This window comes from Propionivibrio sp. (assembly GCF_049316945.1).
GTDB lineage: Bacteria > Pseudomonadota > Gammaproteobacteria > Burkholderiales > Rhodocyclaceae > Propionivibrio.
In genome coordinates, this window is record NZ_JBMOJE010000034.1 from 1 (window position 1) to 15,459 (window position 15,459).

General features: G+C 58.6%; 14 protein-coding genes. 11 read left to right on the top strand and 3 right to left on the bottom strand.

Features of this window, described 5'->3' with window-relative positions:
- Positions 1–101: 101 nt before the first annotated feature.
- The 9 genes from ACOYNV_RS09840 (at position 102) to ACOYNV_RS09880 (ending at position 10,744) form a co-directional block, all read left to right on the top strand.
- Positions 102–2,276 (top strand): ABC transporter substrate-binding protein, encoded by a 2,175-nt coding sequence (locus ACOYNV_RS09840; RefSeq protein WP_422899591.1) that lies wholly within the window; start codon positions 102–104, stop codon positions 2,274–2,276.
- Positions 2,277–2,447: 171 nt separating this feature from the next.
- Positions 2,448–3,425: an ABC transporter permease gene (locus ACOYNV_RS09845; protein ID WP_422899592.1), complete on the top strand. Its 978-nt coding sequence runs from the start codon at positions 2,448–2,450 to the stop codon at positions 3,423–3,425.
- 174 nt (positions 3,426–3,599) lie between these two features.
- The gene (locus ACOYNV_RS09850) at positions 3,600–5,039 is read left to right on the top strand and encodes an ABC transporter permease (RefSeq protein WP_422899593.1); all 1,440 of its coding nucleotides are present in this window, start codon (positions 3,600–3,602) and stop codon (positions 5,037–5,039) included.
- The gene (locus tag ACOYNV_RS09855) at positions 5,036–7,051 is read left to right on the top strand and encodes a dipeptide ABC transporter ATP-binding protein (RefSeq protein WP_422899594.1); all 2,016 of its coding nucleotides are present in this window, start codon (positions 5,036–5,038) and stop codon (positions 7,049–7,051) included. Before ACOYNV_RS09850 ends, ACOYNV_RS09855 begins: the two co-directional genes overlap by 4 nt.
- 152 nt (positions 7,052–7,203) lie before the next feature.
- Entirely contained in the window at positions 7,204–7,419 is a 216-nt protein-coding gene (locus ACOYNV_RS09860; RefSeq protein WP_422899623.1) for a DUF4160 domain-containing protein, read from the top strand.
- Positions 7,406–7,705: a hypothetical protein gene (locus ACOYNV_RS09865; protein WP_422899595.1), complete on the top strand. Its 300-nt coding sequence runs from the start codon at positions 7,406–7,408 to the stop codon at positions 7,703–7,705. Before ACOYNV_RS09860 ends, ACOYNV_RS09865 begins: the two co-directional genes overlap by 14 nt.
- 198 nt (positions 7,706–7,903) lie before the next feature.
- Entirely contained in the window at positions 7,904–8,464 is a 561-nt protein-coding gene (locus ACOYNV_RS09870) for a Uma2 family endonuclease (RefSeq protein WP_422899596.1), read from the top strand.
- Between the two features lie 356 nt (positions 8,465–8,820).
- Positions 8,821–10,398: a methyl-accepting chemotaxis protein gene (locus tag ACOYNV_RS09875; protein ID WP_422899597.1), complete on the top strand. Its 1,578-nt coding sequence runs from the start codon at positions 8,821–8,823 to the stop codon at positions 10,396–10,398.
- Positions 10,399–10,477: 79 nt separating this feature from the next.
- Entirely contained in the window at positions 10,478–10,744 is a 267-nt protein-coding gene (locus ACOYNV_RS09880; RefSeq protein ID WP_422899598.1) for a hypothetical protein, read from the top strand.
- 354 nt (positions 10,745–11,098) lie between these two features.
- On the opposite strand, the gene ACOYNV_RS09885 is transcribed toward ACOYNV_RS09880, so the two are convergent.
- The 3 genes from ACOYNV_RS09885 to ACOYNV_RS09895 all read right to left on the bottom strand — a co-directional run bounded on the left by ACOYNV_RS09885 (position 11,099) and on the right by ACOYNV_RS09895 (position 13,580).
- A complete protein-coding gene (locus ACOYNV_RS09885; RefSeq protein ID WP_422899599.1) occupies positions 11,099–11,518 on the bottom strand; it encodes a PIN domain-containing protein in 420 nt (139 codons plus the stop codon).
- A gap of 4 nt (positions 11,519–11,522) precedes the next feature.
- Positions 11,523–11,747, bottom strand: a complete 225-nt coding sequence (locus tag ACOYNV_RS09890; protein WP_422899600.1) for a DUF6364 family protein — start codon at positions 11,745–11,747, stop codon at positions 11,523–11,525.
- 183 nt (positions 11,748–11,930) lie between these two features.
- Positions 11,931–13,580: a LysM peptidoglycan-binding domain-containing protein gene (locus ACOYNV_RS09895; protein WP_422899601.1), complete on the bottom strand. Its 1,650-nt coding sequence runs from the start codon at positions 13,578–13,580 to the stop codon at positions 11,931–11,933.
- A 406-nt stretch (positions 13,581–13,986) separates the two neighbouring features.
- Here ACOYNV_RS09895 and ACOYNV_RS09900 point away from each other — a divergent pair, with 406 nt between their 5' ends.
- Complete coding sequence (locus ACOYNV_RS09900) at positions 13,987–14,529, top strand: HD domain-containing protein (RefSeq protein WP_422899602.1); 543 nt, start codon at positions 13,987–13,989, stop codon at positions 14,527–14,529.
- Positions 14,530–14,553: 24 nt separating this feature from the next.
- Positions 14,554–15,381, top strand: coding sequence for an SIR2 family NAD-dependent protein deacylase (locus ACOYNV_RS09905; protein WP_422899603.1), 828 nt, complete (start codon positions 14,554–14,556; stop codon positions 15,379–15,381).
- Positions 15,382–15,459 lie beyond the last annotated feature (78 nt).

Consider the following 15,459-nt stretch of genomic DNA (forward strand, 5'->3'; position numbering starts at 1 on the left):
AATGAAAGCCCTGCCCGTTCCCCTCACCCCCGACCCCTCTCCCAGAGGGCGAGGGGAGGTTCGAGAGTCGCTGGCGCGACTTTCACGTTAAACTGCGCCTCATGCCTGTTTTCCGCCCCTTTTGCCTGTCACTGTTCCTGCTGCTTGCTGCCTGCAGCAGCGAACAGAACGACCCCTATCCGGCCAGCGAACGCGGCAAGAACATCCTCTACTCGGCCTTCACCGAGCGGCCCAAGCACCTTGATCCGGTGCAATCCTACAGCGAAGATGAAATCACCTTTACGGCGCAGATCTACGAGCCGCCGCTGCAATACCACTATCTGAAGCGCCCCTACACGCTGATTCCGTCGACAGCGGTTTCCGTTCCGGTGCCGAGTTACTACGACAGCAAAGGCAAGGCGCTGCCAGCCGATGTGCAGTCCGACCTGATCGCACATAGTGTTTACGAGATTCGCATCCGCCCCGGCATCCGCTTCCAGCCACACCCGGCTTTCGCGCTTGATGAAAGTGGCAAACCTGCCTATGCGGATCTGGACAGTAACAAGCTGCGCGGCATCAATAGCATTGCCGACTTCGCGCACACCGGAACACGCGAACTGGTGGCCGACGACTATATCTACGAGATCAAGCGGCTGGCCCATCCGCGCCTGCATTCGCCGATCTTCGGCATGATGGCCGGGCGTATTGTCGGCCTGAAGGAACTTGGCGAGGCGCTGCACAGTGCGGCGAAAACCCTGCCCGCCGCTGCCTGGCTTGATCTTGACAACTTTCACCTCGACGGCGTGACGCGGGTCGATCGCTATACCTTTCGCATCAAGCTGAGCGGCAAGTATCCGCAGTTTCTCTACTGGCTGGCGATGCCCTTTTTCGCCCCGGTGCCGCGCGAAGTCGACCGCTTCTACGCGCAGCCCGGCATGGCCGGGAAGAACCTGACGCTCGACTGGTATCCGGTCGGAACCGGCCCCTACATGCTGGTCGAGAACAACCCGAACCGGCGCATGGTGCTCGAACGTAACCCCAACTTCCACGGCGAAACCTATCCTTGCGAAGGTGAGGCGGAAGATCGTGACGCTGGCCTGCTGGCCGACTGCGGCAAGCCGCTGCCGCTGATCGACAAGGCCGTTTTTTCGCGTGAAAAGGAAAGCATTCCTTACTGGAACAAGTTTCTGCAAGGCTATTTCGACGCTTCAGGCATTTCCTCCGACAGTTTCGATCAGGCGGTGCGCCTCAACGTCGGTGGCGATGTCCAGCTCTCGGACGAGATGCGTGCCAAGGGCATTCGTCTGCTGACCGGCGTGCGACCCTCGACTTTCTATATGGGTTTCAACATGCTCGATCCGGTGGTTGGCGGTAAGGACGGCGTCGGTCCGGAGCGCAGCAGGAAGTTGCGCCAGGCGCTGTCGATCGCCATCGATCAGGAAGAGTTCGTCTCGATCTTCATGAACGGGCGCGGCATTGCGGCGATGAGCCCATTGCCGCCGGGCATCTTTGGCTACCTTGAAGGCGAAGCGGGAATCAATCCGGTGGTCTACGACTGGGTCGATGGCAAGGCCCGACGCAAGCCGATTGAAACAGCCCGTAAACTGCTCGCCGAAGCCGGCTGGCAGGATGGACGCGACGCCAGGACCGGCGAGCCGCTGGTGCTTAATCTCGACACCACGAGCGGCGGCATGGGTGACAAGTCGCGGCTCGACTGGCTGACGCGCCAGTTCGCCAAGCTCGACATCCAGCTCGTCGTACGCTCGACCGACTTCAACCGTTTCCAGGAAAAGGTACGCAAGGGCGCGGTGCAGCTCTACTACCTCGGCTGGAACGCCGACTATCCCGACCCGGAGAATTTTTTCTTCCTGCTCGCCGGTTCCGAAGGCAAGGTGGCGAAAGCGGGAGAGAATGCCTCGAATTACGTCAATCCGGAATTCGACCGCCTGTTTGCCGAGATGAAGGACATGGAAAGCGACGGCCAGAGCGGCACGCAGCGCTTGTCCATCATCCGCCGCACGAACCGGATTCTGCAGGAGGATGCGCCGTGGATTTTCGGTTTCCACCCGAAGAGCTACACGCTCGGCCATGCCTGGCTGTACAACCGCAAACCGACCGATGTCGGCAACAACATCCTTAAATATCAGCGCATCGACGTTGCCGAGCGAGAAAAGCGACGGCGCGAATGGAACGAGCCGGTGCTCTGGCCGCTGGCGGCAGGCGGGTTGCTGCTAATCTCCGTGATCCTGCCGGCGTTCATCAGCTATCGCCGGCGCGAGCGCGGCACGGCGCGTTGAGAACTTCATGAATAAAAAAGATTTTCACCGCAGAGTCACAGAGGCGCAGAGAAAAGCCTCAGAGAAAACCAAGATTTTCTCTGCGGTACCTCTGCGCCTCTGCGGCTCTGCATTTCCTTCGGTCACCTCTGCGGTAAGTTTTTTCCCCTAGGCATAGGATATATTCGCCCCATGCTTGCCTACCTCCTGCGCCGACTGCTCTACGCCATACCGATCCTGATCGGGGTGAATCTGATTACCTTCGCGCTGTTCTTCGTCGTCAATACGCCGGATGACATGGCGCGCATGCAGCTCGGGGTGAAGCGCGTGACGCCCGAGGCGATAGCCAAGTGGAAGGGCGAACGCGGCTACGACAAACCACTGTTCGTCAATACGCAGGCCGAAGGCGTCGGCGTGCTGACCGATACCATCCTGTTCACCAAGTCGGCACGCATGTTCGTCGGCGATTTCGGGCGCGCCGAGGACGGCCGCGACATCGCCAAGGAAATCACCTCGCGCATGGGGCCTTCGCTGGCTATCGCGTTGCCGACCTTCATCCTCGGATTGTTCGTGACGGTCAGCTTTGCCCTGCTGCTGGTTTTCTTTCGCGCCAGCTATCTCGACTTCTGGGGCGTCGTGCTGTGCGTGGCGATGATGTCGATTTCCGGGCTCTTCTACATCATCGGCGGCCAGTTTCTGATCAGCAAGCTGTGGCGTCTGGTGCCGATCTCGGGCTTCAGCGGCGGTCTGGATGGCTGGAAATTCCTCATCCTGCCGGTGCTGATCGGGGTCATTTCCGGCATCGGTTCGTCGGCGCGCTGGTATCGCACCATTTTCCTTGAGGAGATCAGCAAGGATTACGTGCGCACGGCACGCGCCAAGGGGCTTTCCGAGCTGACCGTGCTCTTCCGCCATGTGCTGCGCAATGCCATGATTCCCATCCTGACCGGCGTCGTCGTCGTCATCCCGCTGCTGTTCATGGGCTCGCTGCTCACCGAATCGTTCTTCGGCATTCCCGGGCTGGGCAGCTACACCATTGACGCCATCAACGCGCAGGATTTCGCGGTGGTGCGCGCCATGGTCTTCATCGGCTCGGTGCTATACATCGTCGGCCTGATTCTTACCGACATTTCCTATACCTTCGTTGATCCACGGATACGGTTTGAGTGAACTGATGAACACTTTAACGTCCACCGCTAAGGCGCTAAGTAGCAAAGGTAACGCAAAGGAGAACGGAGAATGCCTATTGGAATTCAGAGTGGCATCTACCAAGCGCCTTTCTTTGCGTAACCTTCGCGCTCTTTGCGCCTTCGCGGTGGACGTTACTCCGTCGGGATCGCCCAGATGACTTTCCTTCCCGTCATTCTCTGGTCCGACGTGCTGATCTGGCTGCTGGTGGTGGCCGCGCTGGTACTCGGCGTGCTGTCGTTGCGCAATCCGCCGCTGCGTGCGGCTTGGCGGCGGGTCGGGCGCAGCCGTTCGGGGATGGCCGCGGCGACGGTGCTGATCGCCTTCGTGCTGGTCGGCCTGCTCGACTCGATTCATTTCCGGACCCGGCTCGAAACTCGCGATAACGGAAACGCCGGGCAACAGCCGGTGGCCTACGCCATCGAAGTGCTGTCCTTGCTCGATGCCGTGGCGACGCCGCTGCGCATGCGCAACGAGAAAACTTACTCCGAACCGCTGGCGACGCGTGCCTACGCCAAGGAATCGATCGAAGTACGCGATGGCGAAGGCAGGGTTCAGTTGCTGCGCGATTTCCCGCGCCTGAAGCACGGCGGCGCGCATCTGGGCGATAACGATGAGCAGCGCGCTGCCGATGTCGGCCAGCGACTGCTGGCTGCAGGAGCGCTTGCCTGCTTGCTGTGGGGGTGCATTGCCCTGGGATGCACGTATTCATTGGCTCGCAGCGAGGCATGCTCGCTGAGCAAGGCGTGGCGCGGTCTCTGGCGTGGCGATACGGATTTTGCATGGAGTGCGGTGCTGATCACCCTCGGTGCGCTGCTTCTGCTGGTGCTGCCGCTGGCCACGCTGTGCGTCGATTACCACGTCTTCGGCACCGACAAGGTCGGGCAGGATGTGTTTTATCAGGTGCTCAAGAGTATTCGCACGGCGCTGGTGATCGGGCTGGTGACGACGCTGGTCATGCTGCCGCTGTCGATCCTGCTCGGCATTCTGGCTGGCTATTTCCGCGGCTGGGTCGATGACGTGATCCAGTATCTCTACACCACGCTCAGCTCGATTCCCGGCGTGCTGCTGATCGCCGCTGCCGTGCTGATGATGCAGGTAGTCATCGACACCCATCCGCAATGGTTCGCCACCGCCGCCGAACGCGCCGACCTGCGCCTGCTGGCGCTGTGCTTCATTCTCGGCGTAACCAGCTGGACCGGGCTGTGCCGGTTGCTGCGCGGCGAAACGCTGAAGCTGCGCGAGCTCGAATACATCCAGGCCGCGCAAGCCTTTGGCGTCTCCGACCTGCGCATCATCCTGCGCCACATCCTGCCCAACCTGATGCATATCGTGATCATCGCGCTGGTCATGGATTTTTCCAGCCTGGTGCTGGCCGAGGCGGTCCTGTCCTACGTCGGCATCGGCGTCGATCCGACGATGATCAGCTTCGGCACGATGATCAACAACGCGCGCATGGAGCTGGCGCGCGAACCGATGGTCTGGTGGTCGCTGGCCGCTGCTTTCGTCTTCATGTTTGCGCTGGTGCTGGCGGCCAATCTGCTGGCCGACGCGGTGCGCGACGCCTTCGATCCGCGCATGGCGGGTTCGGCATGAGCCGCGACGAAATGATCCTGAGCGTGCGCGGCCTGCGCATGGGCTTTGCCAGCGGTTTCGCCCGCACCCGCCAGGTGCTGGCAGCGGTTGACGGTATCGACTTCGAGTTGCATGGCGGCGAAACCCTGGCGCTGCTCGGCGAATCAGGCTGCGGAAAATCGGCCACCGCGCTCTCGCTGCTTCGCCTGCTGCCGGCGGCGGGGCGCATTCTCGGCGGCGAGGTGCGCTTCGAAGGAAACGATCTGCTGCAGTTGCCGGAATCCGAAATGCGCGCTGTGCGCGGCGGCGGCATGGCCATGATCTTCCAGGAACCGGCGACCAGCCTCAACCCGGTGCTGACTGTCGGTCGGCAGATCGGCGAGGTATTGGAGCGCCATCTCGCCTTGACTGGCAGCGCCGCGCGCGAACGTGCGCTCGAACTGCTCAACGCGGTGGGCATTGCCGACGCTCAGCGCCGTCTCGACGAGTTCCCGTTCCAGCTCTCCGGCGGCATGAAACAGCGCGTGATGATCGCCGTGGCGCTGGCCGGGAATCCACGTTTATTGATCGCCGACGAGCCGACCACCGCGCTCGATGTCACCATTCAGGCGCAGATTCTCGACCTGTTGCGCCGCCTGCAGGCCGAACGCGGCATGGGTATGTTGCTGATCACGCACGACCTCGGCGTCGTCGCGCAAATGGCGCATCGGATTGGCGTCATGTATGCGGGGCAAATCGTCGAGGAAGCGCCGCGTGATGCCTTCTTCGCTGCGCCGCTCCATCCCTACACGCAGAAGCTGTTTGCCGCACTGCCCGACCTGACCCGGCGCGGCGGACGGCTGGAAACGATTGCCGGCCAGGTGCCGGCGCTGTCGGCGATGCCAAACGGCTGCCGCTTTGCCGAACGCTGTCCCCACGCCTGGGCGCGCTGCCGCGACGAGTCGCCGGGCTGGCATGAGGCGGGTGGAGGTCACCGCGTGCGCTGTCATCTACTCGATGAACCCGCCAGGAAAGTCGCCACCACGCCAAACATTGCAGCGCCCACGCCTTTACTCCTCACTCCTCACCCCTCACTCCTCACCGTTGCAAACCTGCTCGTCCACTTCCCGATCCGCCGTGGCGTCTTGCAACGCACCGTTGGCTACGTCAAGGCTGTCGATGGCGTTTCGCTTGATCTGGTGCGCGGCCAGACGCTGGCCCTGGTTGGCGAATCGGGTTGCGGCAAGACCACGGTGGGCAAGGCCATCCTGCAACTGATCAAGCCAACCGGCGGCAGCGTTCAGTTAGAAGGGCGCGAACTGAGTGGCCTCTCGCGCAGCGCATTGCGCCCGTTGCGCCGGCGCATGCAGATGATTTTTCAGGACCCGTTTGCCTCGCTCAACCCGCGCCTTTCGGTCGGCGAGATCATCGGCGAGGGTATGAGCGCGCTCGGCATCAAGTCGCAGGAGTCTGACAATAAAGCGGCCATCACCGCGCTGCTGCAGCAGGTCGGGCTCGATGCGGCGGCGGCTCTGCGTTATCCGCACGAGTTTTCCGGCGGACAGCGGCAGCGTATTGCCATTGCCCGCGTGCTGGCGGTCCAGCCGGAACTGATCGTTTGCGACGAGCCGACCTCGGCGCTCGACGTCTCGGTGCAGGCGCAGATTCTCAACCTGCTCAAGGCACTGCAGGACGATCTCGGGTTGGCCTACCTGTTCATCACCCACAATTTTGCCGTCGTCGAGTATCTGGCGCATGAAGTGGCGGTGATGTACCTCGGCCGCATCGTCGAACGCGGCCGCGTCGATGAAGTGCTGCGTTCGCCGCAGCACCCCTACACCAAGGCGCTGCTCTCTGCCGTGCCCAGCCCGCGCCTGGATGCGCAACCGGAATTCATCCGCCTGGCGGGTGAAATGCCGTCACCGGCCAATCCGCCCGTCGGCTGTCACTTCCATCCGCGTTGTGCGCAGGCCAGCGCGTCCTGCCGTGCGAGCTATCCCGAAATAAGCCAGGTGACGGCGAGCCATACGGTGCACTGCCACCTGTATCGGTAATTGCGCGCTGGCCAGGTTTATAAAGGCTCAGTTCGCCTTGATCTTTGGTAAGCCTCTCAAGCGCCATACTCACCTTCAGGCTAAGAAGCTGGCTGAGAAGATGGGGTGAAAACAGGATGGGAACGCTGATAAGAATCGGGGCTTGGCGAGTGATGATCTACACTCATGACCATGCACCTGCTCATGTGCACTTAGTGGGGCCCGATGGTCGGGCTAAAATTGCGCTGAACTGCCCTGGTGGTCCAGTTGTACTGGTTGAGGCAAGAGGAAGCATTGATGAGGGAACGCCAAGGCGCGCTCTAACTCAAATTGAGCAGGCGCTTTCTACACTCTGCGAAGATTGGAGGTTAATACATGGAACCTGTTGACGAAATGATCGCCCGCGCAATGAAGCGTGGCGAAGAAGCAGCAGTCGTCGAGCCTCGCGCTGTCAGCGTCCGCTTTGACACTGTCCGTAATCGGCTTGTCCTGGAATTCGAAGGGGATGTCGAATTGGCTATTCCTGCCGGCGCACTTGGTTTACCGGCAACAGCCGACCTGTCGGATGTTCGGCTGGAAGGCGGTGGTTTCGATCTTTATTTTCCGTCGATTGATGAAGGTGCTTTTGTGCCTGACTTGGCGCGAGCCGCGATTGAGCATCGATTGGCGGCTTGATAATTCCTTTTTAAGGTTCTCGCATAAACACCGGAAAAATCGAAAAACCGGGCAAAACTGTGGTCCGTCCCTGAGGTTACGTTTAAAAAAACAATGCGAAGCTGACACCTTTGATTTCTACTTTGATTTCTGTTTACCCTGAGCACCGAATGGCGGGTAGTTTAAAATCAACCCGAATGCATGAATCGGAGATAAACCATGTCGCTGCCGGCTGAAGTTAAAATTCTCAGTACCGAGGAATACCTGCGCTGGGAAGCCAGTCAGCCGGGAAAACACGAATATGTCACCGGAGAAGTCTTTGCCATGGGCGGTGCTTCCAGGCGACACGTCACCGTTTCAGGGAACCTGTTGGCAGCCCTCGACGATGCCCTGTCCGGCTCATCATGCCGCGTCTATATGGCTGACATGAAAATTGAGGTCGTCACCAAAAACCGTTTTTTCTATCCTGATGTCTTCGTCACCTGCCATCCGGACGACCATCGCGAAGAACTGGTCATGCACCATCCCGTTCTGGTTGCCGAAGTACTTTCCCCATCTACCGCCGCCTATGACCGTGGCGACAAGTTCATTGCCTACCGAAGCCTGCCGTCCCTGAAGGAATACCTGCTGATCGACCCCGACCAGCAGCAGGTTGAGCTTTTCCGCAAAGGCTCGGACGGACTTTGGGTCTTGCACGATTTCGCTCCCGGCGAAACGGTGCAACTGGCAAGTGTCGAGACTGCAATTTCATGGGGACGCTTGTATCGAAACGTCGATTGAAGGATTTCGGCTGGAGCGGGAATTAGAACCGTGGTCTGACCCCGGTTTCCGTCCCCCCGGTTTCCGGTGCCCTATCACGCAAGCCCTATGCCTTTATGGCTATAGAACAAATCAATCGTAAGTGCTAAGGTTCGAAGCAAATTCCATCGCAAGCGTGACGACTGTTCGGGAAGCCGGTTGACAAGCATTTTCGGTCTCGTGTCTTTTGTTTTACATCCATTTGATTGGCTGGTTTCTTCCCCAAAGAACTATCCGACTGAGGAAAGTCACTCCAACGCTTGTTCATGGTTATTTATTCAAACCTGAAAAAAGCCAGGAACCCAATATGCACGAAGATCCGTTGAGGTAGTAAATTCATGATGATCAAAAGAAAGTTGCAGGCTCTGGCCCTGGTTACGATCGTCGGCCTGAGCTTGATTCAGTTAGCTACGATTACTGGCCTAAATTCCATGCGAGATGCTGAAAATACAGCGCAGCGGCGCGAAGGTTATTCGCTGATGCTCGGCGAAATGAAAGCCAGCGCCGTTTCGACAATCATGTTGGACCCAACGCTCAAGGAAACGCAGGAAGTGTTCGCTGATGCTGAAAAGAACATCCGCGAAATTCAGGGCAAGGTAATCAACATCATTAAACGGCCAGAGATTCGCGACGAGTTCAAGACATTTGTCGTCAAGTGGTCACAATATGCCAAGGACTCCCAGCAACTGATCGCGCTGGCCGCCACCGATATCAAATCGGCCAACGACAGGCTTGTGCCGCTTTACAACAACCAGTTCAAACCATTTCAGAAGGGCCTGGATAAATTCGTGTTGGAGCGGCTGGCCGAGGCCAAGGCCGCACGTGAAGTAGCGGAAAGAATTTCCGTCCGTGTTTATTGGACCAATATCTCGTTGATCATACTCGTTGCAGTTATCAACATCGCGCTGGTATTCAGTATCTCCGCAGGATTGCAGAAGAGCCTGTCTGGCATCCAGCAGAAGATTGCCCGCTTGAGACAGGGCGATCTGACCGAACGGCTGCCTGTCGAGGGAAACGATGAACTGAGCCAGATTGCCTCTGGGGTCAATGATTTCGTAAGCGAGATGCAAAACATTTTGCGTAATCTGCGCGGCAGTGCGAGTGAGGTTTCCGAAGCTGCATCCGAACTTACGAGTACCGCTCGCCAAGTCGCCAGCAACTCTGCGAGCCAGTCGGACTCGGCAGCATCGACTGCAGCTGCCATTGAGCAGATGAGCGTCTGTGTGGCATCTATCGCAGAAACGACCGGCGAAGTACGCCAGCTTTCCAATGCCAGTCTGGAGGACTCACTTAGAGGTAACCAGAGTATCTCGGAATTGCAGCAAGAACTCGCCAAAGTCCAGATTGATGTTGACGCGATAGCGGTGCAAGTGAGGGAATTCGTCAGCGATACCAACGCAATCGCCGGTATGACCAAGCAGATCCGGGGAATTGCCGACCAAACCAACCTGCTGGCGCTGAATGCTGCCATTGAGGCTGCTCGCGCTGGAGAACAAGGCCGTGGCTTTGCTGTCGTGGCAGACGAAGTGCGCAAGCTGGCAGAACATTCTTCCAGGTCGGCGGGGGAGATCGCGGCAGTAACTGAAAACTTGAATGGCAAATCATCGATGGTCGATCGGTCCGTCGAAGGTGGTCTGAAGTCCCTCGCGGCTAGCATCGTAGTCGTGAACAATCTCGCGCAAGTTCTCTCACGCTCCACCCAATCGGTGCAGAACACGAATTCGGGCGTTGATGAGGTGACAGCCTCGGTTCAGGAACAGAAGACGGCAAGCGCCAGCATTGCACGAAATGTCGAAGAAATAGCGCAGATGGCCGAAACTAATCATCTGGCTAGTCTGGACAGTTCCGCTGCCTCGGCCAGGCTGGAGCAGTTGGCAGTTTCCCTAAAGGGGATGGTCGCCGGTTTCAAGGTCTAGGGATATTTGTTTTGAGAAAGAATAGGGGGCGGACTCCCATTGCGCCTGCAACTAGGCGGATCGATGGAGTCTGACCCCTTTGATTCACGTAGTCGTGAACAATCTCGCGCAAGTTCTCTCACGCTCCACCCAATCGGTGCAGAACACGAATTCGGGCGTTGATGAGGTGACAGCCTCGGTTCAGGAACAGAAGACGGCAAGCGCCAGCATTGCACGAAATGTCGAAGAAATAGCGCAGATGGCCGAAACTAATCATCTGGCTAGTCTGGACAGTTCCGCTGCCTCGGCCAGGCTGGAGCAGTTGGCAGTTTCCCTAAAGGGGATGGTCGCCGGTTTCAAGGTCTAGGGATATTTGTTTTGAGAAAGAATAGGGGGCGGACTCCCATTGCGCCTGCAACTAGGCGGATCGATGGAGTCTGACCCCTTTGATTTGTTGGCGCTCACGACACAGTTATTCAAGACGCCTGTCCTGCTTTCCTTTCGGGCCGATCAATGCGCCGGAAAAATATGGGACAAGAATAGGGGGCAAACTCCCATTGTTTTTCCTCTGGGCGCTTCCTTGCAAGAATAGGGGACGGACTCCCATTGTTTTTCCGCTGAAAGCCCCTCGAATTGGCGCTCTGCAACGTTACCATCCTGTGAACCAGGAAAACAGGGGACGTACCACGGTTTCTGTTTTTTTCGGCTCTGAAAGCCGGGATCACTGGCTGGCGAATGGGTTGAGTATTCGAACATCACCGACTAACTCTCCCGTATTCATGTCTTCGCTATAGAGCACGCAACAGCCTGCGGTCTGTGCGCTGGCGAGCACGATCGCATCGTAAAACGCGACACTGCGAATCTGGTGCAAGTCCAGCCCGGCCCGGATGATGGCCGGGGTCACTTGAATGACTTCAAACTGTTCGTACAAATCCTGTTGTGCACGAATGTACTGGGGCGAAAGTTTGAGCTTTTTAAGCGCGACGTTGCAATACTCCTGGAGCACCTGGGTGGATAGCACACCACTCGCGTCTTCGTAAAGCTGCCTGAGAAGTGCAAGTGCCGCTTTCTGCTTCGCGGGTACGTCGCTTGCCTCGGCGTAAATAAGGATGTTGGTGTCGATGAAACTGCGGGTCGCCATACGCTCAACGCTCGTTGGCTTCGTCGCGATTAAAGTGCCAAGTACCCAACTGCGCCTGCGACTGCAAGCAGCGTGCTTCAAACTGTGCCCATTTTTGACCACGGTTGGCACCGCCTGCCAGTTGTTCAAGGTAGTCGCGTACAACTTGATTCAGGCTTTTACCCATTTTCTTGGCCGCTTCACGTGCACGCTGAGCAACTTGTTCGTCTACGGAAAGAGTGATGTTCATGGCTGTCTCCATTGAATGTTGTTACACATATTATGTGCGCACGATTTACCTGTTGTCAAAGAAAAGCCTTGTCCAAAAGGTAAGCGCCTGCCATCGAAGGCGCCAGGCACGGAATCAATTTCGACCCTTGGCCGCAGCGTCGTGCGCGACCGACCGACGCTGCGCTGCCACCTGCATCAAGAATCAGGGGTTCTGAATGGTCAGCGTCTTGCCCGCCGTCAGCGCATTGGGCGAGAGGCGGTTCCAGCGCAGCAGATCGTCCTTGCTGACCTTGAAGCGTTTGGCAATCGAGGCCAGCGTGTCGCCGCGACGAACGGTGTAGTGGGTGATCTTTGGCGCTTTCTGGGGGCTGGGACGCTGTATTGACTTGATCTCCGCCTTGCCGTGCTTGCTTTCGCTCTTTGCCGCAGTCTCGTTCGCGCCAGCTACTGTCAGACGGGTGCCGGCGGCGATCTTGTCATTGCGCAGATGGTTGATTCGCTTCAATTCGGTCACGGTCATGCCGTAGCGCCTGGCGATCACCGGCAGTGTTTCACCCTTGCGCACGGTATGTGTTTGACTGGCTTTCTCAGGCACCGGGTCGGCGGCCGGCAGGCGGGGCTGTTCGGCTAGCGCGTCCATGTCGAGCGGTTCTCCGCCCTCCTGCCCGGCGACCAGCAAGGTTAATCCCGGACTGACCTTGATGCGACCGGTAATGCTGTTTGCTTCCTTCAGATTGGCGACCGTCATGCCGAAGCGCGGAGCGATCTTTTCCAGTTTGTCGCCTGGGCGAACGGTGTAGGACTGCCAGGAGGAAAGCGGCTGGTTGCTGCCTTCATGGGCTTCGAGATTGCTCACGAAGGTATCCATCTTGTCCGCCGGGATGACCATCGTCGACTCGGATTTGATGACCGGCCGGTTGTGCGCCGGGTTGAGCGCAACAAATTCCTTGACCTGCATTCCGGCCAGCCTGGCAGCAACCTTGACGTCGATATTGGAGGTTTTGGTGACGGTACCGAAGTAGGGGCGGTTGGCGATCTTCAGCAGATTGAATTCGGCCACCAGCGCCGGATTGCTGAAAATATTCTTCAACGCCTGCAGCTTGGGAACGTAGTTTTTTGTTTCGCCCGGCATGGTCAGGCTCAGGTAATCGGTAGGCATGCCCAGCGCCCGGTTCTTGTTGACTGCCCGGCCAACGGCGCCTTCGCCCCAGTTGTAGGAGGCCAGCGCCAGATGCCAGTCGCCGTGCATTTCGTAGATCGATTGCAGGTAGTCGAGCGCCGCGTTGGTCGAGGCGACGACGTCGCGCCGGTCATCCTTCCACCAGTTCTGGTCGAGGTTGTAGCGTTTGCCGGTCGATGGAATGAACTGCCACAGGCCGGAAGCCTTGGCGCGTGAGTAGGCCATCGGGTTGAAGGAGCTCTCGACCATCGGCAGCAAGGCAATTTCCATGGGCATGCCACGCTTGTCGAGTTCCTCGACGATGTAGTGCAGGTAGAGGCTGCTGCGCTGGACCATCCGGCGCAGGGACTCGGGACGGTTCATGTACCACTGCTGGTGGTAAAGCACGAGATCGTTGTTGATGTCGGGCATTGAAAAACCGTTGCGCATGCGCTGGAAAAGATCGTCTGTTTCAGAAGTCAGATCGATGGTCTGCAGACCCTGCGGCGAAACGGGGATTTCCACGGACGGAAGGCTGCGGTCGGCACGCACCGAACCCGTTCTTGATCCGGGCGCCCGGAGGTTCGAGTAAGGTTTAAGCGGCTCGGGTTGCGGTTCCTGCGACACGGTGGCGCAGCCTGACAGCAGGAAAACTGCATAAGCGACTATTGAAAATATGAAACGTGGCGTCATCCGTATTTCCTGTGCTGGTCCGCTTCGAGGGCGGGGCGGTAGTCCCACAGTGGCCGAGATTGCCTGATCGAATGTTCCCAATGAAACTGATTGATTATAGCGCAAGCCAGTAGGCACAGCAGGGGTTGCCAGTGTGTTTCGGGACATCGACAGCTACGATTCTGGCGGGCAAAAGCGATAAACCCGGTAGCCAAGCTGATTGGCGCTTGATATACCTCGTTGTATTTAAGTGGTATACGTGGAAGCAGGTAGCATTTTCGGCCGATTTTGACGTGTTCGTTACCTGTCATAAGCCGGCGAACATGAACGATCGCCAGGCAAGCGGGTCAATGGATACGCCGGATGGATCTTCCTCATCACACTAGGCCGGCTAAGATCAGTAGCAGAAAAATGGAAAGCGCCTCATATGAAATCCAAAAAAGTACTACAGATCGTACGCGCCCTCGACTTCGCCGCCTGGGCGCATTCGGCGCAGCGGCGCAAGGGCGGTGAACGTGAGCCCTACGTCAATCACCTGACCGAGGTGGCGCATCTGGTAGCGCAGGCGACCGGTGGCAAGGACGAAAAGTTGATCATCGCCGCGCTGCTGCACGATGTGCTGGAAGATCAGTCGATGCGCGTGACTTACGCGATGCTGGTTGAGAATTTCGGCAAGCGGATAGCGAAGATCGTCCTGGAAGTCACCGACGACAAGTCATTGGAGAAAGCCGAGCGCAAGCGTCTGCAGGTGGAGCATGCGCCGCATCTGTCGCGGCGCGCGAGGATTCTCAAGATCGCCGACAAGGCGGCTAACCTCAATTCGATTCTGGAAACTCCGCCGCGCGACTGGTCGTTGACTCGGCAGCGCGAGTACTTTGCCTGGGCGGCCGAGGTGGTGGCGGGCTGTCGTGGTGTCAATGAATGGATCGAAGCGCTGTTCGACGACCGCTTGAAACAGGGGAAATTCTGATCGGCGCGTTGTGGGGAGTGAATTTTGCCTGACGATTTCCAGCGCTGTGCTGAACTGATCGACCAGGCCGACGGGCTGCTGATTACGGCGGGCGCCGGCATCGGCGTCGATTCCGGGCTGCCGGATTTTCGCGGGCCGCAGGGGTTCTGGGGCGCTTATCCGGCGCTTGGCCGGGCGCGGATTCCCTTCGAGCGAATCGCCAGTCCTTCGGCTTTTACGGCCAACCCGAGGCTGGCCTGGGGCTTTTACGGGCACCGCCTGAATCTTTACCGGGCGACGGTACCGCACGCGGGTTTCCAGATTCTGCGCCGGATCGGCAAACTGATGGCGGAAGGCTGCTTCGTGTTTACCAGCAATGTGGACGGCCAGTTCCATAAGGCCGGTTTCGACACGCAGCGCATCAACGAGTGTCACGGTTCGATTCATCACCTGCAGTGTCTGGCGGGGTGTACGAACGCTATCTGGCCGGCCGATGCGTTTTTTCCCGAGATCGACCAGGAGAATTGCCTGCTGACTTCGGAGTTCCCCGAGTGTCCGCACTGCAAGGGCATTGCCCGCCCGAATATCCTGATGTTCGGCGACTGGGGCTGGCTGGAACAGCGTTCTGCCGCACAGAATCAGCGCATGCAGGCGTGGCTGCGCAGGGTCGAGCGGCTGCTGGTGATCGAGGTCGGCGCCGGCACCAATATTCCGACCGTGCGCTTGATGGGCGAATCGGTGCCGGGCCGGCTGATCCGTATCAACCCGACTGAGCCGGATCTGGGGCTCGCCGAGGGTGTGTCGATGGCCTGCGGCGGGCTGGAGGCGCTGCGCGGGATTGCGGCGGCTGCTCAGTTGCGCAGTTCGGAATAGCCCTGAGAGGTTGTGAAAAATTCATTTCAGCCTGATTTTCTCGCTCGTCACCCCGGCGAAGGCCGGGGTCCAGCTCGT

Excerpts from the sequence above, each read along its gene's own strand:
- ACOYNV_RS09865 (WP_422899595.1), top strand. The coding sequence starts at position 7,406 with ATGGAACCTGTTGACGAAATGATCGCCCGCGCAATGAAGCGTGGCGAA.
- ACOYNV_RS09870 (WP_422899596.1), top strand. The coding sequence starts at position 7,904 with ATGTCGCTGCCGGCTGAAGTTAAAATTCTCAGTACCGAGGAATACCTG.
- ACOYNV_RS09900 (WP_422899602.1), top strand. The coding sequence starts at position 13,987 with ATGAAATCCAAAAAAGTACTACAGATCGTACGCGCCCTCGACTTCGCC.
- ACOYNV_RS09850 (WP_422899593.1), top strand. The coding sequence starts at position 3,600 with ATGACTTTCCTTCCCGTCATTCTCTGGTCCGACGTGCTGATCTGGCTG.
- ACOYNV_RS09895 (WP_422899601.1), bottom strand. The coding sequence starts at position 13,580 with ATGACGCCACGTTTCATATTTTCAATAGTCGCTTATGCAGTTTTCCTG.
- ACOYNV_RS09890 (WP_422899600.1), bottom strand. The coding sequence starts at position 11,747 with ATGAACATCACTCTTTCCGTAGACGAACAAGTTGCTCAGCGTGCACGT.
- ACOYNV_RS09860 (WP_422899623.1), top strand. The coding sequence starts at position 7,204 with ATGATCTACACTCATGACCATGCACCTGCTCATGTGCACTTAGTGGGG.
- ACOYNV_RS09855 (WP_422899594.1), top strand. The coding sequence starts at position 5,036 with ATGAGCCGCGACGAAATGATCCTGAGCGTGCGCGGCCTGCGCATGGGC.
- ACOYNV_RS09885 (WP_422899599.1), bottom strand. The coding sequence starts at position 11,518 with ATGGCGACCCGCAGTTTCATCGACACCAACATCCTTATTTACGCCGAG.
- ACOYNV_RS09845 (WP_422899592.1), top strand. The coding sequence starts at position 2,448 with ATGCTTGCCTACCTCCTGCGCCGACTGCTCTACGCCATACCGATCCTG.
- ACOYNV_RS09840 (WP_422899591.1), top strand. The coding sequence starts at position 102 with ATGCCTGTTTTCCGCCCCTTTTGCCTGTCACTGTTCCTGCTGCTTGCT.
- ACOYNV_RS09875 (WP_422899597.1), top strand. The coding sequence starts at position 8,821 with ATGATGATCAAAAGAAAGTTGCAGGCTCTGGCCCTGGTTACGATCGTC.